At 52.4% G+C, this 19,914-nt stretch carries 17 protein-coding genes; 15 read left to right on the top strand and 2 right to left on the bottom strand.

The annotated features are described in order from the left end of the window. The first annotated feature begins 62 nt into the window (after nt 1–62). The 3 genes from ACZYR9_RS02120 (at nt 63) to ACZYR9_RS02110 (ending at nt 4,312) form a co-directional block, all read left to right on the top strand. The gene (locus tag ACZYR9_RS02120) at nt 63–1,757 is read left to right on the top strand and encodes a DNA repair helicase XPB (protein ID WP_488976791.1); all 1,695 of its coding nucleotides are present in this window, start codon (nt 63–65) and stop codon (nt 1,755–1,757) included. Beyond that, nucleotides 1,754–3,787: a helicase-associated domain-containing protein gene (locus ACZYR9_RS02115; RefSeq protein ID WP_488976790.1), complete on the top strand. Its 2,034-nt coding sequence runs from the start codon at nt 1,754–1,756 to the stop codon at nt 3,785–3,787. The genes ACZYR9_RS02120 and ACZYR9_RS02115 overlap by 4 nt, the downstream gene beginning before the upstream one ends. A gap of 78 nt (nt 3,788–3,865) precedes the next feature. Next, complete coding sequence (locus ACZYR9_RS02110; RefSeq protein ID WP_488976789.1) at nt 3,866–4,312, top strand: YlbF/YmcA family competence regulator; 447 nt, start codon at nt 3,866–3,868, stop codon at nt 4,310–4,312. 16 nt (nt 4,313–4,328) lie between these two features. Here the strand turns inward: ACZYR9_RS02110 and ACZYR9_RS02105 are convergent, their stop codons facing one another. Next, a complete protein-coding gene (locus tag ACZYR9_RS02105) occupies nt 4,329–5,357 on the bottom strand; it encodes an asparaginase (protein WP_488976788.1) in 1,029 nt (342 codons plus the stop codon). 78 nt (nt 5,358–5,435) lie between these two features. Between ACZYR9_RS02105 and ACZYR9_RS02100 the strand changes: the two genes are divergently transcribed. From ACZYR9_RS02100 to ACZYR9_RS02080, 5 genes are all read left to right on the top strand, one after another. Further along, nucleotides 5,436–5,702, top strand: coding sequence for a YlbG family protein (locus ACZYR9_RS02100; protein WP_488976787.1), 267 nt, complete (start codon nt 5,436–5,438; stop codon nt 5,700–5,702). A 190-nt stretch (nt 5,703–5,892) separates the two neighbouring features. Beyond that, nucleotides 5,893–6,327, top strand: coding sequence for a hypothetical protein (locus ACZYR9_RS02095; protein WP_488976786.1), 435 nt, complete (start codon nt 5,893–5,895; stop codon nt 6,325–6,327). Between the two features lie 163 nt (nt 6,328–6,490). Continuing rightward, nucleotides 6,491–7,845 (top strand): IS1182 family transposase gene (locus tag ACZYR9_RS02090; RefSeq protein WP_488976785.1). Its coding sequence is split into 2 segments (ribosomal slippage): nt 6,491–7,058 and nt 7,058–7,845, totalling 1,356 coding nucleotides; the frame shifts between segments, so codons are not numbered across the junction. Nucleotides 7,846–8,061: 216 nt separating this feature from the next. Continuing rightward, nucleotides 8,062–8,973 carry a selenium metabolism-associated LysR family transcriptional regulator gene (locus ACZYR9_RS02085; RefSeq protein WP_488976784.1) on the top strand — a complete coding sequence of 304 codons (912 nt, stop codon included), beginning with the start codon at nt 8,062–8,064 and terminating at the stop codon, nt 8,971–8,973. A 92-nt stretch (nt 8,974–9,065) separates the two neighbouring features. Next, nucleotides 9,066–9,914: a PHP domain-containing protein gene (locus ACZYR9_RS02080; protein WP_488977130.1), complete on the top strand. Its 849-nt coding sequence runs from the start codon at nt 9,066–9,068 to the stop codon at nt 9,912–9,914. Nucleotides 9,915–10,069: 155 nt separating this feature from the next. On the opposite strand, the gene ACZYR9_RS02075 is transcribed toward ACZYR9_RS02080, so the two are convergent. Continuing rightward, complete coding sequence (locus ACZYR9_RS02075) at nt 10,070–11,851, bottom strand: Rqc2 family fibronectin-binding protein (protein WP_488976783.1); 1,782 nt, start codon at nt 11,849–11,851, stop codon at nt 10,070–10,072. A 154-nt stretch (nt 11,852–12,005) separates the two neighbouring features. Here ACZYR9_RS02075 and ACZYR9_RS02070 point away from each other — a divergent pair, with 154 nt between their 5' ends. The 7 genes from ACZYR9_RS02070 to rpoZ all read left to right on the top strand — a co-directional run bounded on the left by ACZYR9_RS02070 (nt 12,006) and on the right by rpoZ (nt 19,869). After that, nucleotides 12,006–14,795 carry a calcium-translocating P-type ATPase, SERCA-type gene (locus ACZYR9_RS02070; protein WP_488976782.1) on the top strand — a complete coding sequence of 930 codons (2,790 nt, stop codon included), beginning with the start codon at nt 12,006–12,008 and terminating at the stop codon, nt 14,793–14,795. Nucleotides 14,796–14,944: 149 nt separating this feature from the next. Next, nucleotides 14,945–15,781: a diaminopimelate epimerase gene (gene dapF / locus ACZYR9_RS02065; protein ID WP_488976781.1), complete on the top strand. Its 837-nt coding sequence runs from the start codon at nt 14,945–14,947 to the stop codon at nt 15,779–15,781. 29 nt (nt 15,782–15,810) lie between these two features. After that, entirely contained in the window at nt 15,811–17,712 is a 1,902-nt protein-coding gene (locus ACZYR9_RS02060) for a bifunctional homocysteine S-methyltransferase/methylenetetrahydrofolate reductase (protein ID WP_488976780.1), read from the top strand. Nucleotides 17,713–17,736: 24 nt separating this feature from the next. Further along, nucleotides 17,737–18,618 (top strand): YicC/YloC family endoribonuclease, encoded by an 882-nt coding sequence (locus tag ACZYR9_RS02055; RefSeq protein WP_488976779.1) that lies wholly within the window; start codon nt 17,737–17,739, stop codon nt 18,616–18,618. A gap of 142 nt (nt 18,619–18,760) precedes the next feature. After that, nucleotides 18,761–19,021 (top strand): extracellular matrix/biofilm regulator RemA, encoded by a 261-nt coding sequence (gene remA / locus ACZYR9_RS02050; RefSeq protein WP_009672664.1) that lies wholly within the window; start codon nt 18,761–18,763, stop codon nt 19,019–19,021. Continuing rightward, nucleotides 19,011–19,652, top strand: a complete 642-nt coding sequence (gene gmk, locus ACZYR9_RS02045; protein WP_488976778.1) for a guanylate kinase — start codon at nt 19,011–19,013, stop codon at nt 19,650–19,652. Before remA ends, gmk begins: the two co-directional genes overlap by 11 nt. Nucleotide 19,653: 1 nt before the next feature. Next, nucleotides 19,654–19,869, top strand: coding sequence for a DNA-directed RNA polymerase subunit omega (gene rpoZ / locus ACZYR9_RS02040; RefSeq protein WP_488976777.1), 216 nt, complete (start codon nt 19,654–19,656; stop codon nt 19,867–19,869). Nucleotides 19,870–19,914: the final 45 nt, after the last annotated feature.

Here is a 19,914-nt window from a genome sequence, read left to right as displayed (position 1 = left end):
TGTTTAAATCCGGCGCCAATCCAACATAATAACAGTATCTGTCAAAGCTTGGAGGGATCAGTATGCCATTTTTTACAGATCGGCCGCTTGTCGTTCAGAGCGATTTCAGTATTTTGCTGGAAGCCCGGCACCCGGCTTTTGATGATGTGCGGAAGGGCTTGGCCCCATTCGCCGACCTTGTGAAGTCGCCGGAGAATCTGCATACCTACCGAATGTCATCGTTATCCATATGGAATGCAGCGGCAGCGGGAATGTCGGCGGAAGAAATCATAGCTTTTTTGGAGCAGTGGTCCAAATTCGGTATTCCTGTATCGGTAAAGCAGGATATCCGCAGGTTTGTGCAGCGTTACGGTCTCGTTCGAATGGAGCGCCTGGGAGAAGATCTGCTTTTAATCTCCGATGATGTCGATGTCATAAAAGAGATGGTTTCCTATAAATCACTGCAATCCTACGGGCTGTGTCAGTTGGATTCAAGAACGCTGCGGTTCTCGTCGCTGCACCGGGGTCTGCTCAAGCAGGAGCTGGTAAAGATGGGCTATCCGGTAGAGGACTTGGCGGGTTACAGTCAAGGCGAACGGCTGCCGATCCGTCTTAGGACGAGAACCAGCGCAGGCCATGCCTTTGAACTGCGGGATTATCAGCAGTCTGCCGTGGAGTCATTCTACCGTGAGGGCAGCGCGCAGGGGGGAAGCGGCGTACTGGTGCTGCCGTGCGGGGCCGGGAAAACCGTCATCGGCATTGCGGCTATGGGCCGGCTGAACTGTGCTACCCTCATATTGACATCCAACAGTACATCCGTACAACAGTGGAAAAGAGAAATACTGGAGAAAACCGATGTTACGGAAGAAATGGTCGGAGAATATACCGGACAGCAAAAAGAGGTTCGACCCATTACGATCGCAACGTATCAGATTTTGACCTACCGTAAATCGAAGGACGCGCTTTTTACCCATATGGATTTGTTTAACAAACGGGACTGGGGTCTGATTGTCTATGATGAGGTTCATCTGCTGCCCGCGCCTGTGTTTCGCGTGACCGCAGACATTCAAGCGACACGACGCTTAGGCTTGACGGCTACGTTAATCCGAGAAGACGGCCGGGAAGAAGACGTGTTTTCATTGGTAGGGCCCAAAAGGTACGAGATGCCGTGGAAGGAACTCGAAACGAAGGGGTGGATCGCTTCGGTGGAGTGCATCGAGCTGCGCGTCCCTATGCCTCCGGCAGAAATGGAAGCGTACCGTACGGCGGACGTCAGGCAAAAAATGAAATGCGCAAGCGTCAATTCGGCCAAGCATGCGCTGGTGGAGGCGCTGCTGCGCAAGCATGAAGGAGAACAAATCCTGATCATTGGCCAGTATCTGGAGCAGCTCCATGAATTGAATGCCCGAACAGGGATACCTTTGATCAGCGGCGAGCTGAGTCACAACCAACGGGAAATATTGTATAACGCCTTTAGGAGCGGCGGGCTGAAGGCGTTAATCGTTTCCAAAGTAGCCAACTTTGCCGTAGATTTGCCGGATGCCGCCGTCGCCATACAGGTATCGGGGAGCTTTGGTTCCCGACAGGAAGAGGCTCAGCGGCTTGGACGCATTCTGCGGCCTAAATCGGGTCGCAACAAGGCGTATTTTTATACGCTGGTCAGTGAGAATACCAAGGAGCAGGAGTTTGCCATGAACCGGCAGTTATTCCTCATCGAGCAGGGATACAAATATGGAATTGAAAGGACCGACAACCGGAAGGAGGCGAGCTTGAAATGAATTATTCGGAAATTATCGCCCGGATGCCCCGGGAGCTGTGGAGCCGGATGCAAGCGGAAGCGGTATACGCTCCATGGCTTGGGCAAGGATCCGGTCTGGAGGAAATTTGGGCCGATCCGGTTGTGATGGAAACGGTATATAACCGGATGGGCTTGAACGAAAGGACGGTGCTGGAAGCGATTGTGCGGGACATCGGCTCCGAGCTTTTTGACGCAGCTAAGCTGGAAAAATCAGCAGGGGTCGTGCTCTCCGGCGCCGAGATCAAAGCCGGATTGGCCGGACTGCTGCGTAAAGGCCTCGTTTTTGCTTTCCGCAAATCGTGGGGTGAGCTGGTTTATCTGCTTCCTGAGGATAGTCTGGTGCTTTGGCAGCAGATCATGCACCCTGGGCTTTACCCTATTCCTTCGGAAACTACCGCTCTTTCCGGTATTGAACCGATTGAGGTCATTCCAAGCGATATTCGCAGGGGGATTTTTCAGTCGCTTGTGTTTGCGGCACAGGAGGAGCTGAAGCTGACCCAAAACGGAACCCTGCACAAAAAACAACTGCAAAAATGGCTTGAGCTTATCCCGTTGAATCAAACACTGCTGCAGGGGCTTTCGATAAAATATGCGTACTGCGACGCTTATCCGGTGAAAGCGGCGATCATGCTTGATATCCTTCTGCGTCTCCAATTCATCGTACCGGACGGAGAAGCATTGAGGCTTCGACCCAAAGCGCTCAAAAGCTGGTTGAACCGGTCTGCCAACGAACAAAATCTCAAGCTCTACGGCCTTTGGAAGCGTCTGACACTTCCGGCGGAGGCCTGGATGCAGCACGCGGTTATCATTCTTGAAAGGGCGGCTCCGGGGGAATGGATATCCGCGTTTGGTCTTCTGATAGCGCTTGAAAGACAGGGCCTGCTGCCGGCAGCGGCTGACCGTGAGAAGATAGAGCAAAGGCTTTATCGGCTTCAGCAGGAATGGTTGGACCCTCTGGCTGCCATGGGCTGGGTTGAAAGAGGCGCGGAGTCCGTAAGCGGGAAGGTGTATTATCGTTGGCGCGTACAGCTGTCATGGCCTCACCATGTACCGCTGGAATTGGAGGAAGCCGGGCGATTTATGGTGCAGCCGGACTTCGACATCATTGTGCCGCCGGATGTGGCCGATGCGGTTTGCTGGGAATTGTGCTGTATGGCCGACCCGATAGCAGTCGATCAGGTCAGCGTCTATAAATTGTCCAAAGCCAGCGTTCGTCGTGCCTTGGAAAATGGGAGGTCGGCTGAAGAGATGGCGGAGTTTCTGGAATCGCATGCGTTTTACGGAGTGCCCGATCATATTCGCTCGGCCATAGAAGAATGGGCCAGACCATTTGGCAGGATGGCTTTCGCCAACACGCTGCTGCTTCGTTGTAACGATGAAGAAACCGCTGCAGCGGTAGCCAAACTGCCTGGTGCTGTGCCCTATTTTCAAGAAGCCGTCGGAGCCAAGGATTTTATTATTGCTGCCGGCGACCTGAAGCCCCTTGCGGCAGTATTGGAAAAAGCGGGTTACATGCCGGGAATGCCTCTTATACCCAATGCGAAGGATGGTTCTGTTCGCGGCAAATCTTACCCGAAGCTGACGGATGTCAATGGGCGGGAAGACGAGGCGGATGCCGACCTGTCGGTAATGGAGAGAGGGCTGATTTATGCCAGAATTTCAGCTCATTATTTTCAGTTGGAATCACGGGTGCCCGAGCCGTCCGATTTGTACCCCGACCTCAAGGACATTCCTCCGATGTGGCTGAGGGATTATAGGAGCTATCATGTATCGACCCGTAAAGAAATGGTGGAAAAAGCGATTGAGCTGAAGACGCTGCTGCAGGTGCGCAGGAATGGCACCGATTACCGGGTTGCTCCGCGAAAGGTACAGGATACCCGCGGAACCTGGTGTATGACGGGGGTAGGACAGAGGGGGGATAGGCTTCCTCAAGGATCGGAGGTCCGGTGGCTTGCCGACGAATGGGATGAAATGAAGCTGATTTTGCCGGGAATCAATGATAAATATTAAATCGGCATACCGCCGCCGGATGTGATATGATAGATAGTAGGCCACCAAGGTCGAACACGAAGAAAGGCGGTGCTGCTTATGGCAGTCATGGAGTCTCAGACGATCGATATGTCTGCAATCCTGCTCGGAGCCTATGAATTGGCTGATATGATCAAGCTTTCCGCGGAAACTGCGGATTATTTATATTGGAAGCGGCTTGTAGAAGAGAATGAGGAAGTCAGCAGGCTGACCAGAGAGTTTGCCAAACAAAAGGAGCGATTTGCGGAATGCGAACGCTTCGGACATTACCATCCCAACTACCACGAAGCGCTGGAGCAAGTACAGAAGGTTCAAGCGCAGCTGGATGCTTTGGAGCCGGTCCGCCGCTTCAAGGAAGCGGAGAATCGGCTGGACGAAATGCTTTACGAAATATCGCAGATGGTAGCAAGCTCTGTTTCCGATACGATCAAGGTTCCTTCCAATGACCCGCTGGCTGCAGGCGGCGGCTGCTCTGCCGGCGGAAGCTGCAGCGGCAAATGCGGTTAATCCGACAGGAGAAAACTCAATCATCAACAGGTTGCCGAAGCTGAAATGACGGACGAATGGAGCCGACAATCTCCCCTCGACGGTTGATGACCTTGGGGTGATGAAAGTCGGCAAGCTGAACGGCCTCTTCCGGAGTCAGAGCTCCGAGCTGAACTAAAGCTTCGGCTGCTGCAGGGTAGAGGGCGCGTTCAGAGCCGTCCTCCATCTTGATAGCCAGACCGATTCCCCGGTCCGGAACCGTTAGGGCATACACCCCTTCGGCACCCATCTTGCCGATGACGCGGCCTTGCGTCACCTCGGCCAGCCGGGTGTCGAACCGGTGGGTGCCCGCTACATAATAAGGATATTTTCCGATGGCATGGATGATCTTACGGCACGCCTCGGCTCGCTGCGCGGGAAGGTCTTCAGGTGCGCCCAGCCGGGCGTAAGCATAGGCAAGCGAGGATAACGGTACTGCGAATACGGGCACGCCGCAGCCATCGGTACCAATGCCGATAAGCTCTTCTGGAACGCCGCACATGCTTGAGATGACGTTCAGCATTTTTTGTTGGACAGGATGCTCCAAATGGGTATACTGTTCTATAGACACATTCATGCTCTTTGCTAAGACCAGCATACCGGCATGCTTGCCGGAGCAAGTGTTGTGCAGCTGTGACGGCAAGCATGCCTCATGCTTCAGTTCATCGGCTGCAGGTTTATATAGCGGTTCTTGCCGGCCGCATGCTAGAGCGCTTTCAGTCAGTCCGAGCTTATGAAGAATCGATTGCACCGCAGTTGTATGCTCCGGCTCGCCGCCGTGCGAAGCGCAGCACAAAGCCGTTTCGGCTTCGGTCAGCCCGAATCGTTCGTCGGTGCGTGCTTCCAGAAGCGGTATGGCTTGAAGCAGCTTGGCGGTTGAACGCATATATCCGTAATGCCGGGGGCTTCCGGCGAAAGCAATCAGCTTGCCTTTGTTGTCCACCACGGCAATATGACCGCGATGCTTGCTTTCCGTTAAGCTGCCGCGGGTTACCTCCACTAGAAAATCAGGGTCAAAGGATTGCATTGACGCATCCATCCTTTCATTACATTAGAATTATGATCCATAACAGCAGTATGGGTTCAAGAAAGAGGGTTAAGAGTCATGTTTAGCGAACGCAGCGGAATTATCGTATGGGTTAGCGATTTGAAAGCGGCTGGCAAGCATTTGGAGAAATACGGCAGCGTGCATTATATCTCCAAAAAGCTTCATTATGCCGCCATGTACGTATATTCTAACCGATTGGACGAAACGGTAAAGCAGCTGCAAAAGCTTCCCTTCGTTAAAAAAGTCGAACGGTCGTACCGCAATGAAATCAAAACCGAGTATAGCAGTAATATTCCTGATAAAACAAGATTCTACACTTTATAACCGCAAAAAAATTCGTCTGCACATGTTATATACCATACGCCCGGAGCAGCAGCTCTGTTCGGCGTATTTTTTTTGATTCATTTCCTAAAGATTTCTTAATTTGATTATGTTAAATGAATCATGCACAATTAAAGTTGTACGACTGAATATTGGCAAATAGATATACTATTCAGAAAAGAGGGTCAGGGCAGTGAGGGGAATCGACAGCCATAAGGCTTGTAACGATTGGAAGGAATGGCAGCTGGGAGGCAAAACGATCGCAGATATCGTCGTCACTCATCATGCCCGCAGCCGCTGGACCGACCGCATCGAAAGCGGAAAGACCGATTTTCAGGATGATATTACTGCTTTTCTATGGAATAAACTGAAAACAAAATGTATTCGAACTTATTATAAGAATGAACAGGATGTTTTTCTTATCGACGAGGATTTGGTCATGGTGGCGGAATTTATTCCCGTCGAACAAGAGCAAGCGAGCTGTGTTCCATTGTATAAAATGGTTGTAATCACATTTCTTGGAAGAATGTCTGAGAATGTGGAGCTTCGTGACCTGCGCACTTATTATTCATGGCTTCGTCATTCCCGGCGGATGACATTAATTAAAAATAGCCGAAAGCGAAGGTAATCGAAAGACAAGCTTACGCGAATCGTGAGGGGATGCCGATATTTCGGCATCCCCTCAGGCTGTCGAGAAAGTCTCGACAGCTTTCTTCATGCCAAAAATGTTTAACACGACACCGCGTTAATGTTGTATAATATAGGTAATACATGAACTGGACGGTGAAAATATGCTTCGTTCCAATAACGGTAAACAAAATGCATATGAGTTTGTATCCATCGAAGATCTCGTTCCTCAAGATCACATGCTTCGCAAGGTCGATAAATACATCAGCTTTGAGTTCATTCGAGAAAAAGTAAAGCCTCTATACTGCGAAGATAACGGGAGACCAGCCATAGATCCTGTTGTCCTCTTTAAGATGATCTTTCTGGGCTACTTTTACGGCATTCGTTCGGAGCGGCGTTTAGAACAGGAGATTCAAACCAATGTCGCGTATCGCTGGTTTCTTGGACTTGGACTGACAGACCGCGTTCCAGATCACACAACCATTAGTTGGAATCGACGTAAACGCTTCAAGGATACAGCAATCTTCCAAGAGGTGTTCGATGAAATCGTCCTTCAAGCCGTTCAACATCGAATGGTTGGAGGTCGGGTGCTCGTTTCAGACTCCACGCATATTAAAGCCAACGCCAATAAACACAAATTCACGAAACAACATGTACTGCAAAACGCGAAAGACTACATAGATGAACTAAACGCCGCGGTGGAGGGCGATCGCAAGAATCATGGAAAAAAGCTCTAAAACCAAGAGAGGAAGTGATTGAACAAAAGGAAATTAAAGTGAGCAAGACGGATCCAGAGAGTGGCTATATGGTCAGAGAAGGAAAGCCTGAAGGATTTTATTATTTAGATCATCGTACCGTCGATATGAAATACAACATCATCACGGATGTACATGTTACTGCAGGCAATGTCCATGATTCCTTACCTTACGTTGAACGACTAGACCGACAAGTAAAGCGTTTTGGCTTTAATGTCGAAGCCGTAGCTTTGGATTCGGGTTATTTAACCAATCCTATCTGCAAGAGGTTGCACGATAGAAATATCTTCGCCGTTATTGCTCATCGCCGCTTTCATCCAACACAGGGTTTATTTCATAAATGGGAATTTAAATACCATCCCGATACGGACTCTTACATGTGCCCCAATCACCAGCAGCTGACGTACAAAACAACGAATCGAGAAGGTTACAGACAGTACGCATCGAACCCGGAGGTTTGCAAAACCTGTCCCTTCCTCTCCAAATGCACCCGTTCCCAAAACCACAAGAAGATCATTACTCGACATGTTTGGGAAGATAGCAAGGAATGGGTGCGCGAGAACCGTTTAAGTAAGTCGGGCAAGTATCTGTACAAAAAGAGAAAAGAAACAATTGAGCGAAGCTTCGCGGACGCTAAACAGCTCCATGGGTTTCGCTATTGCCGTTTGCGGGGGTTGCGAAATGTAACCGAACAAGCGTTAATGACCGCAGCGGTACAGAACATGAAAAAGATCGCTCTCCACCTGGATAAACAGGCTAAATGAGGAGAGCGATCTTTATTTTTAGCAAGGCAATTCATTTTAACCGAGTAGCTCATCCAAAAAGGTAGGCTTTCTCGTCACTCTGAGGGGATGCCGATATTTCGGCATCCCCTTTTGTTTTTTGTTATAATAGTTTGAAGGATACATTTGAACCGGAGGTTCACCTTTCGTCAGGGGGCTGCTTTTGATGAAAGGGACGAGTAGGCGGAGGATGCGACCATGGCGCTTAATTTTCACCAGCTTCATATTTTTTATACGGTTGCGGAGAAGGGTAGTTTTTCTCATGCCGCCCAGGCGCTGCATATGACTCAACCGGCAGTGACGATGCAGGTGCAGTCGCTTGAGGATTATTTTGGAACGAAATTGTTCATACGTTCGACCAAACGGGTTGAATTGACAGAGGCGGGTCGAACGCTGCTTCCGTTTGCTTCGCGCAGCATTGAACTGATGAAGGAAACGGATATCGGCATGTCCAAGTTCACGCATATGCTGGAGGGAAGACTTCATTTAGGCGCTAGCTTGACGGTAGGAGAATATATTTTGCCTCGGCTGCTCGGGCCGTTTAGCGCAGAATACCCGAATATATCGGTGAGTATGAAAGTCAACAATACGAAGCAAATTCTTGAGGAAGTCTTGAACCATCAATTAACCTTCGGTTTGGTCGAGGCTGAAGTCAAGCATCCCGATGTGCATACGGAGGCGGTGCTAAGTGACGAGCTGAAGCTGATCGTGCCCAGAAATCATCCTCTGGCGGAGCGGGAACGAATTACGCTGGAAGAAATGCTGAAGTATTCCTTTGTGCTCCGGGAGCAGGGCTCGGGTACGCGAAAGGTGATGGAAGAGGAGCTGGAACGAGCGGGCTGCGACGTATCCAGGCTCAAAATCGTGATGGAGCTTGGCAGTACAGGAGCGGTGAAATCGGCAGTGGAAGCAGGCCTTGGGATCTCCATCTTATCCCAGTCTTCAGTAAAGCACGAGGCGGCTCTTGGGGTGCTCAAAGTAAAGGATGTCGAAGGAATTTCCTTTGAACGGAGCTTCTATGCGATTTATTTGAGCTCCACACTGCTTCCTATATCGGCAGTTACGTTCTTGACGTTCTTGAGAGAACGTGATTTGAGCCAATGGTTATAGAAGACCGGCACGGGTCAAACGGGAAACATGCCATGACCTTGATATAAAAATATCAGCCGCTTTTATGCGGGATGAGGGGGCTGCTAATTATGATGTTTTACGCTGATTTGCATACGCATACGCTGGCATCCGACGGCACCGGCTCACCATCGGACAACGTCAGGTTAGCGGTGGAAGCAGGCTTAGGCGCGATTGCCATAACGGATCATGATACGGTGGGAGGGTTGGCCGAGGCTCAAGAGGCCGGATTGGAATATGGTATAGCCGTTGTCCCCGGAGTGGAAATCAGCACCGTGTATAACGGGCAGGACATTCATGTGCTTGGCTATTGGATTGATGAGAAGGATCAGCTGTTCTTGTCCAGATTAGCCGAGCTGAGACAGGTTCGGGACCGACGAAATGAAATGATTGTCGCCCGCCTGCAGGAGCTTGGCATTTCCATTACGATGGAGGACGTCCTAAAGTCGGTACAGGCTTCGAAAAAAGAGGGAGATACGATCGGAAGACCACATATCGCAGACGCGCTCGTACGTCTCGGAGCGGCCGAATCCATGACAGACGCTTTCAACCGTTACTTGGCCAAAGGAGCGGCAGCCTATGTCAATCCGCCGCGGATAACGCCGTTTGACGCCGTTCGCTGGATTATAGAGGCGGGAGGCGCTCCCGTGCTTGCTCATCCGGGGCTGTATGATCAGGATGATTTGATTCCGCAGCTTGCCAAAGCCGGCATGATCGGATTGGAGGCCTACCATTCCGATCATGCGCCGGAACTGGAGAAGCATTATGCGGCATTGGCCGCAAAGCACGGTCTGCTCATCACAGCGGGGTCCGATTATCACGGCGAGCGCGGGGGCGTTGTGTTTCATGCTCCCGTCGGGGCCCGCCGAATCGGTGCGGAAGTGGTGGACCGATTGTTCGAGCGGAGGGGATTGCGGCCATGAGGATTCGCAAAGCGAAGATCCGGCGGCGGGGTTAAGCCGCCGATATTCCCATTGACCGCATTCAAAAAAGCAAATGCAGAAGAAGCCCGGAACATATTCCGGGCTTCTTCTGCATTTGCAGCCTCATTTTGATCGGCCGCATATTTATTAAACACTTACTTTACTGTAACCGCCATTTGCTTTATGGCCTCCGCGTCAGGCGTAACGAACAACGTTTTCTGATGATCGTAAATGACGAACCCCGGTTTGGCACCATTGGGCTTGCGTACATGCCTGATCATCGTGTAATCGACAGGCACCTGGCTCGATTCCTTGGCCTGGCTGTAATAAGCGGCCAGCCGGGCGGCTTCATGCAATGTAGCTTCCCCATATTCGGCACTGCGGATGACGACGTGGGAGCCTGGAATATCTTTGGTATGCAGCCATGTATCCCCTGAGTGAGCGAGACGGTTGGTCAAGTATTCGTTCTGGGTGTTATTCTTGCCGACGTATATCGGTATGCCTTCGCTGGAGGTATAGCAGGAAAGCAGCGGCTTTTGATTCGGCTTTTTTTTACGTCCTTTCTTTCCTCGGCCGCGAAGGTAGCCTTGTTCGGTGAGCTCCTCCCGAATCTCCTCGATATCGGCTAGCCCGGCGCTCGACAGCTGCTGGATCAGATTGTCCAAATAACCGATTTCCTCGTGTGCTTGCGCCATTTGTTCCTTTACGGCGATCAGGCTGTTTTTGCTTTTCGTATATTTTTTGAAATAGCGCTGTGCGTTTTCCGAGGCGGTCAGCAGAGGATCGAGCTCGATCGTAATCGGGCGCTGTTCTTCATCATAATAATTGATGACCTCGATTTGCCGCTCGCCTTTGGAGATCAGGTGCATCGACGCGGTAAGCAGCTCTCCGAGTATGCGAAACTTATCGGCATCGCGCGCTTCATTCAGCGTTTCCTCAAGCTTTTCCAGCTTTTTGACATTCTTGCTTCTTTCATTAGAAAGGAGTCTGAGCAGATCGGACACTCTTTGTTTGACGGTATCCCGTTCCGCCTTCTCTCCATAATAAGCTTCCAAACAGGCGCTGACCGTCTCGTAAGGGCGAACCTCCCCGGAAATGTGGGTGAGAGCGGTGACGGAAAAGAAGGCTTTCCCCGTTTGCTCCTGCTCTACAATAACAGGCTGGAGTACTCCGCTGCGAATCTGATCGGTGAGCAAGCTCAAAGGCTCCCATAATTTCCCGGCCATATCGGCCGGAGGCATAACGGCGGGGCTTTCTCCCAAAGCGCGATAGACGAGCTCACGGGCGGTCAGCGGGCTAAAGCCGCTTAGGCGCTGCACCAGCGTCTGCTCCCAGAAGCGGCGGGAGGCTGTTTCCTCCGTCGGGGCTGTTTCGGCGCTCTCTGTCATCAGAGCCATAAATCGCTCTTTGTTCAGGCCGAACGGCAATGTCTTGTGCTGCTCGGGCGGAGCGATGTAGGTGCTGCCCGGCATCACCACGCGGTAGCTGCTGATAGCCGGCGTGACGTGATGAATTCCGTCCAGAATCACGCCGGTGGCCGGGTCCATCAAAATGATGTTGCTGTGGCGTCCCATGATTTCCACGATGACCATTTTGACGTTCAGGTCGCCAAGCTCATCGCGCTGGCGGATGCGCAAATGCAGAATCCGGTCCAACCCGGGCTGTTCGATGGATTCGATGATGCCTCCCTCGCAGTGCTTGCGCAGGAGCATGCAGAACATGGGCGCTTCCAGCGGGTTCATATAGCTATGTTCTGTCAAATGGACGCGCGGGTAAGTCGGATTGGCCGACAGAAGCAGCTTCACGGTGCGTCCCGGAGCGCGGATTTGCATAATAATATCGTTATCGGTAGGCATTTGTATTTTATTGATTCGGCCCATGACGCAGCTTTGCAGCTCGCGAGAGAGACCGTGTACCACAAGACCGTCTAATGACATGTTAGGGACAACTCCAATCGTGCGAAAAATGATATCTGCATTTTGAGTGCTACCCTTTATCATGCCACATTTTCTCTTCAAAGGAAAACGTGCTATTTTGCAGCTTGTCTGAATACATTTAGCCTAGACGACCTTTTTGGGAGGGAAAGAGCAGATGAATCAGAAGCAGTGGTATCAAATGACGGCCGAGGAAACGCTGCATTCGTCGGGGTCGGAGCCTTCAAAAGGACTGACGGCGGAAGAAGCGGACAAGCGGCTTTCCGTTCACGGCAAAAACGAGCTGGCGGACGGACAAGGCATTTCGCCGCTTACGCTATTTTTGAACCAGTTTAAAGATTTCATGGTGCTGGTGCTCGTAGGAGCGACAATGATATCCGGCCTGCTCGGAGAATATTTGGATGCCATTACGATTATCGCGATCATCATTATGAACGGCATATTGGGGTTTGTACAGGAGTTTCGCGCAGAGCGTTCGCTGCGTGCGCTTAAGGAGCTTTCCGCCCCTCATGCCAAGGTGATCAGAGCAGGAAAGCTGGAGCAGCTGCCGGCCCGAGAGCTGGTTCCGGGCGATATTGTGGTGCTGGAAAGCGGCGACCGCATTCCGGCCGATATCCGGTTTCTTGAGGTGTACAGCACGTATGCGGAGGAGTCGGCGCTCACGGGGGAGTCCGTTCCGGTAGCCAAGCATACCGAGGCGATTCAGGGAGAGGGCGTAACGCTCGGAGACCAGCGCAATCTGGGTTTTATGGGAACCCTGCTGACCAGAGGCTCGGCTAAAGGGGTTGTGATCCGTACCGGCATGGACACGGAAATGGGCAAGATCGCGGATCTCATTCAAAACACGGATGCGATGGAGACGCCGCTGCAGCATCGTTTGGAGCAGCTCGGTAAAATTCTCATCATCGTCGCTTTGGCATTGACGGTGATGGTTGTCGTAGCGGGCATCCTGCACGGGCAGGAACCGTACGGGATGTTTTTGGCCGGAGTCAGCCTCGCGGTTGCCGCGATACCGGAAGGATTGCCGGCCATCGTAACGATCGCTCTGGCTCTCGGGGTGCAGCGGATGATTCAGCGCAAAGCGATCGTACGCAAGCTGCCGTCGGTGGAAACGCTTGGCTGCGCATCGGTGATCTGCTCCGACAAAACGGGAACTTTGACACAGAACAAAATGGCTGTCACCCACATATGGGTTGGAGGCCACTGGCTGGAGGTCACCGGTGACGGCTACGATCCCCGCGGGGAAATTCTAAAGAGCGGAGAGCAAGCGGATATGGGGAAAAACCAAATGCTTCGCCGGTTACTCCAGATATCCGTGCTTTGCAACAATGCTTCGCTGCAAGAAGAACAAAGTGACAACAAGAGGAAAAAAACGGAGGATGAACTGCCCCGCGCCTGGAATATTAAAGGAGACCCGACGGAAGGAGCGCTGGTTGTCCTGGGGGCGAAAGCGGGAATTACGCAGCTCTCATTAGAAGGGCTGTACCGCCGGGTCAATGAGCTGCCCTTTGATTCCGAGAGGAAACGGATGTCGGTTGTCGTAGAGCACCAAGGGGGGCGGATGGTGTGCACGAAGGGGGCGCCTGACGTACTGGTGCAGCAGTGCTCCTATGTATTGTGGGATGATAAAGTCATTCCGTTTACTCCCACATTAAAGCAGAAGGTGCTCTCGGCCAATGAGGACATGGCCCAAAACGCGCTGCGCGTGCTGGGGCTTGCTTATCGGGATCTGAAGCCGGCGGAACGGGAGCTTCAGGAAACGGAATTGGAATATCAGCTTGTTTTTGTAGGCTTGACCGGGATGATTGACCCTCCCCGGCGCGAGGTAAGGGAAGCGATCGTCAAATGCCGTCGTGCAGGGATCAAGACTGTAATGATCACCGGGGACCATCAAACCACGGCGGAGGCCATTGCCAAGCAGCTGGGCATTCTTCCGCAGGACGGGCTGGCGTTGAATGGCCGCCAGCTTTCCGCGATGACCGACGACGAGCTGGACAAACGGGTGAATGATGTGTATGTGTACGCCCGCGTATCTCCGGAGCACAAGCTGAGGATTGTCAAATCGCTTCAGCGCCGGGGGCATACCGTAGCGATGACCGGAGACGGCGTAAACGACGCTCCGGCCATCAAGGCGGCCGATATCGGCATTGCGATGGGCATCACCGGTACCGATGTATCCAAAGAAGCATCTGCGCTTGTGCTCAGCGACGACAATTTCGCCACCATCGTATCCGCGATTGAAGAAGGCCGCGGAATTTATGAAAATATCCGCAAATTTATCCGGTATTTGCTTGCTTCCAATGTCGGAGAAATTATGACGATGTTTCTGGCCATGATGTGCGGGCTGCCGCTGCCGCTGGTGCCGATTCAGATCTTATGGGTCAATCTGGTGACGGACGGTCTGCCGGCGATGGCGCTTGGCGTCGATCAGGCGGAGAAGGATCTCATGCAGCAGAAGCCGCGTCCGGCCAAGGAGAACATTTTTGCCCGCCGTCTCGGCTGGAAAATTATCAGCCGCGGAATTCTCATCGGCCTGTGCACGCTGGCGGCTTTCTACATTTCGCTCAAGCAGGGTGGAGACAGCCCGGATGCGCTCGTTAAAGCGCAGACGGTTGCGTTCGTTACGCTCGTCATGGCGCAGCTGATTCATGTGTTCGACTGCCGAAGCTCGCGCTCGATCTTCCACCGCAATCCGCTGCAGAATGTCTGGCTTGTGCTGGCTGTCGTTTCTTCACTGCTGCTGATGCTGCCCGTACTGTACGTGGAGCAGCTTCAGCCGATTTTCAAGACCGTGCCGCTCGGAGGGCTCGATTGGCTTCTTGTGCTTGTATTTGCCGGTATCCCAACCTTCCTGATGGGCATTGGCAGCGTGATGAGCGGTTCCTCCAAGCGCAGGCGCATCACCTATGGAGGCGGGCCGAAGCCGATCAGACCCGCGGCAAGATAATAGAAACGAAAGGACTCCGGCTTTAATGAGACGGAGTTCTTTTGTTTGCTTTTTTTCACGGATTGGTATAAAATTTTGCGTCAGCGGGTATGCATTCCTGCGAAATTGCGATATAGTATGAGAAAAATGCTCAAACAGGAGTGCAGTCGATGAATTTCACGAAAATGCAAGGATTAGGAAATGATTTTATCGTGCTTGCCGGATACGACCAACTGCCTCAGGATGCAGCTGAGCTGGCGGTTCGTTTGTGTGACCGCCACTTCGGAATCGGAGCGGACGGCCTCGTGTATTTGCTGCCTTCGCAGAAGGCTGATTATATGATGCGAATTATCAATTCGGACGGCTCGGAGGCGGAGCAGTGCGGCAACGCCATCCGCTGCGCCGCCAAATATATTTATGATCACGGAATGGTGGACAAAGCGGCAACCGAGCTTACCATTGAAACCATCGGCGCCGGACCGCAGGCCGTGCAGCTTTCCGTGACGGACGGAATAGTTGCGGCGGTTCGCGTCGATATGGGGGCTCCTGTGCTTGGGGGGCTTGCAGTTCCTACCTTCATCGATGAAGACCGCGTCATTTCGTATCCGGTCTCTGTGGACGGACAGGAGTTTCGCTTTACCGCCGTATCGATGGGGAACCCGCACTGCGTTATTTTTACGGAAGATGCGCTGCAGGTGGATCTTTACAAGTGGGGCCCTAAACTGGAGCACCATCCGTACTTCCCCCGCCGCATCAATGTGGAGTTCGCAACGGTGCACAGCCGGGACTATGCCGAAATGCGCGTGTGGGAGCGCGGTGCGGGACCGACGCTTGCTTGCGGGACGGGAGCATGCGCCACGCTGGTGGCCGGCGTGTTGAACGGTTTGATGGACCGCAAGGCGACCGTGTCGCTCAAAGGCGGGGATCTGCTGATCGAGTGGAGCGAGGCGGATAATCATGTTTATATGACAGGACCTGCGGAAACGGTGTTTAAAGGAACGCTTTAACGTATATGATGGGAAGAGGGGACGCCGTGATGAAAGCGGATTTGAGAGAAGCGCTCCGGCAGCGGCTGCTCGTCGGGGACGGGGCTATGGGGACATACCTGTACCAAATGGGCTTTCCTGTCGGCATTTCATATGAGGAATTAAATTTGCTAAAGCCGGATGTCATAATGGATGTCCACCGCAGATATTACGAGGCCGGCGCAAGACTGATCGAGACGAACACCTTCTCGGCCAACCGTGAAAAGCTGTCCAAATACGGGCTGGAGCAGGAAGTGGAGGCCATCAACCGTGCGGGCGTCGATTTGGCCAAGCGCTCGGTCGGCAGCGATGCTTATGTAGTGGGTGCGATCGGCTCGATCCGTGCAGGCAAACGCAAAAATGTGCGTACGGCCAAGGTCAAGGAAGATTTGAAGCAGCAAATTGAAGTGCTGGCGGATACGCCGGTGGACGGGCTGCTGCTGGAGTCGTTCTACGATCTGGAGGAGCTGTTAATGGCAGTGAAGCTGATTCGAAAGGTCAGCAGCCTGCCTGTCATCTGCCAGTTTGCGACGGAAGGGACAGGTTCGACACATGACGGCATTCCGCTGGACGAAGCGTTTGGGCGGCTTGTGGCTGCAGGAGCGGATGTGGTCGGCTTCAACTGCCGCAGCGGCCCGAACGGGCTGATGCGCTCGCTGGAGCGCGTCGCCGGGATGGAGTCTGCCCCGCCGTTTTCGATCTTCCCGAATGCGGGGATCGCCGATTACGTGGACGGACGTTATACGTTTGCTGCGACACCGTCTTATTTCGGGGAAACAGCGCGAAAGTTTGCCGACCTCGGTGCACGGATTATCGGAGGCTGCTGCGGAACGACGCCCGAGCACATCGCTGCAATAGCGGCTTCGCTAAGAGATTACGCTCCGGATCCGGAAGCGGTTCGGAAGCTCTCCGAAGATGTCAGGGAACCCCGGGTGGAACGGATCGCGCAGCAGGCTCAGGCGCCCGACTCACCGCCGGTTCAGCCGGAGCCTACGATCGTTGATCTGGTGAAGGAGCGGCCTACGGTGATCGTAGAGCTGGATCCGCCGCGGGATTTGGACATCGAGAAATTTATGCAGGGGGCAGCCGCGCTCAAGAAAGTCGGAGCGGATGCGCTCACGATGGCGGACAACTCGCTTGCCGTCACACGGATGAGCAACCTGGCGCTCGGCAGTCTCGTGCAAGAGCGAGTAGGCATTCGGCCGCTCATTCATATCGCCTGCCGCGACCGGAATATGATCGGAACGCAGTCGCATATGATGGGACTGCATGCGCTGGGCATTGATCACGTGCTTGCAGTAACGGGCGACCCGGCGAAATTCGGGGACCTGCCGGGTTCGAGTTCCGTATATGATTTGACTTCGTTTGAAATCATCCGCATGATCAAGCAGTTGAATGAAGGAGTGGCTTTCTCCGGCAAGCCTCTGAAGAAAAAAGCGAACTTCATTGTCGGAGCTGCGTTTAATCCAAACGTCAAATATTTGGATAAAGCGGTACAGCGGCTGGAACGCAAGATTGAGTCCGGCGCCGATTATATCATGACCCAGCCGGTCTATAACGCCGAGCTGATCGAGAAAATCAGCGAGGCCACCAAGCATCTGAGCGTGCCGATTTTCCTGGGCATCATGCCGTTGGCCAGCGGAGGCAATGCGGAATATTTACACAACGAGGTGCCGGGGATTCAACTGTCCGACGAGGTGCGTCAGCGCATGAACGGTCTCAAGGGCGAGGAAGGCCGGGCTATGGGCGTGCAAATCGCCAAGGAGCTGCTGGATGTCGCTTTGAGCCATTTTAACGGGATATATTTAATGACGCCGTTTCTTGCTTATGAGATGACGGTTGAATTGACTGAATACGTGTGGCAGAAATCGAAGGCGCGATTTCCACTTGTACCCTCTGGAAAAATGAATTAAAATAGGGTAATGGATGTGAAAACCATGATTACCAGCATGACCGGCTTCGGCCAATCCGCCCGCAGCCTCGCGGGATTTCGCTTACAGATCGACATGAAATCGGTCAACCATCGGTACTGCGAGGTCGTTGTAAGAATGCCCAGGGAATGGGCACGGTACGAAGATGCGGTGAAGCGTGCGGTGCTTTCACGGGTTAAGCGAGGTCGTGTGGATGCCTTCGTTACGATTGAACGTGACGGCAAAGCTCCGCAGGCCGTTGAAGTAGACTGGGCAATGGCTATGGGTTACCGGCAAGCTGCCGAGCAGCTGCGAGAGAAGCTGTCACTATCAGAGGAGCTATCGCTTCGCGATCTGCTGTCCATACCCGGTATGGTCTTGCTTCAGGACAAGCCGGAGCTTAAGGATGAGGTGCTTGAGTCCGAAATCTTCTCTTGTGCGGATAAGGCGGCCAAGGAGCTTGTGACGATGCGTGAGCGTGAAGGGGAGGCACTCCTTAAAGATTTGGAGCAGCGCATCGAAACCATGGAAAGCTATAGGCTGCAAGCCGTGCAGCTGGCTCCGATCATCGTGAAGGAATATGCCGAGAAGCTCAAAAACCGGATTCAGGAGCTGCTGGAGCAGCTGCCTGCAGACGAGAGCCGGATTGCGATGGAAGTGGCCATGTTCGCGGATCGTGCCGCGATCGATGAGGAATTGACCCGGCTGCAGAGCCATTTTGGCCAATTCAAGAAGCTGCTTGTTACCGCCGAACCGGTGGGCCGCAAGCTGGATTTCCTCGTCCAGGAAATGAATCGGGAAATCAATACGATCGGTTCCAAAGCCAACTATGCCCTGCTTTCCTCCATTGTGGTGGAGATGAAAGCGGAGCTGGAGAAGATGCGGGAGCAAATCCAAAATATCGAATAATTTGCCTTATTAGTCATATCATTCTTTCTTTTGAAATGGTGTTGGCTGGTCAGCGGCTTAATAAAGAGCCTGTTGCTTTGTAACGGCTTCCTGTTGCAAACAACGCCTGATTTCAAAAGAAAGAACCAGGGGGAACCTATAGATGGCGATCAAACTTATCAACATCGGTTTCGGAAACATCGTTTCCGCTAATCGAATCATTTCCATTGTAAGTCCTGAATCCGCTCCGATTAAACGGATCATTCAGGAAGCGCGTGACCGCCATATGCTGATTGATGCCACATATGGCCGCCGTACCCGTGCCGTTATTATTACGGACAGTGACCATGTCATTTTGTCGGCGGTTCAGCCGGAAACGGTAGCGCATCGACTTTCCAATAAGGACGATGATCATGACGAGTAATTTGGGTTACGGCCCTGTAGAAAAAGGCATATTAATCGTACTTTCAGGACCCTCCGGGGTTGGGAAAGGAACGGTATGCAAGGAGCTCCGAGGCTGCGCTCCGGACATCGTGTATTCCGTGTCGGCAACGACCCGGCATCCCCGATCAGGTGAAGTGGACGGAGTCAATTATTTTTTTAAGACGAGGGAACAATTTCAGCAGATGATCGAACAGGATCAAATGCTGGAGTGGGCGGAATACGTAGGCAATTACTATGGAACACCGCGTAAATTTGTAGAAGATACATTGAACAGCGGCAAAGACATCATTCTGGAAATTGAGGTGCAGGGTGCGCTTAAAGTAAAGCAGAAATTTCCAGAGGGCGTTTTTATTTTCCTGCTCCCCCCGTCACTTAATGAGCTGGAGAACCGAATCGTAGGACGGGGAACCGAATCGGAGGACACCATCCGCAGCCGTATGTCCGTAGCTATGGATGAGATCGCTTTGATTGAACATTACGACTACGCGATTGTCAATGATCAAGTGGATCTGGCTTGTTCCCGGATTCGCAGTATCCTCACGGCGGAGCACTGCCGCAAGGATCGTATGGTTTCGAAAATAGAACACTGGATGGCCGAGGTGAAAAAATAAGATGTTATATCCTTCGATTGACAGACTTTTGGACAAGGTAGACAGCAAATATTCGTTAGTGGTAGCCGCCTCCAAACGGGCGCGGATGCTGCGTGACGGAGCGAAAACCGAAGTTCGGCAAAAGAAATCGCATAAGCATGTAGGCTTGGCGCTTGAGGAAATTTACGAAGAGCATATCTCGTATGAAAAGCTGCAAAACAAAGAATCCATAAAATAAAACAACAACCCTCGCGGTTGTTATTTTTTTCGCTATGAAAACCAG

The organism is Paenibacillus sp. F024, from assembly GCF_057814255.1.
The sequence above is the reverse complement of the archived record's forward strand: the minus strand, read 5'-3'. Positions and strand labels throughout refer to the sequence as shown.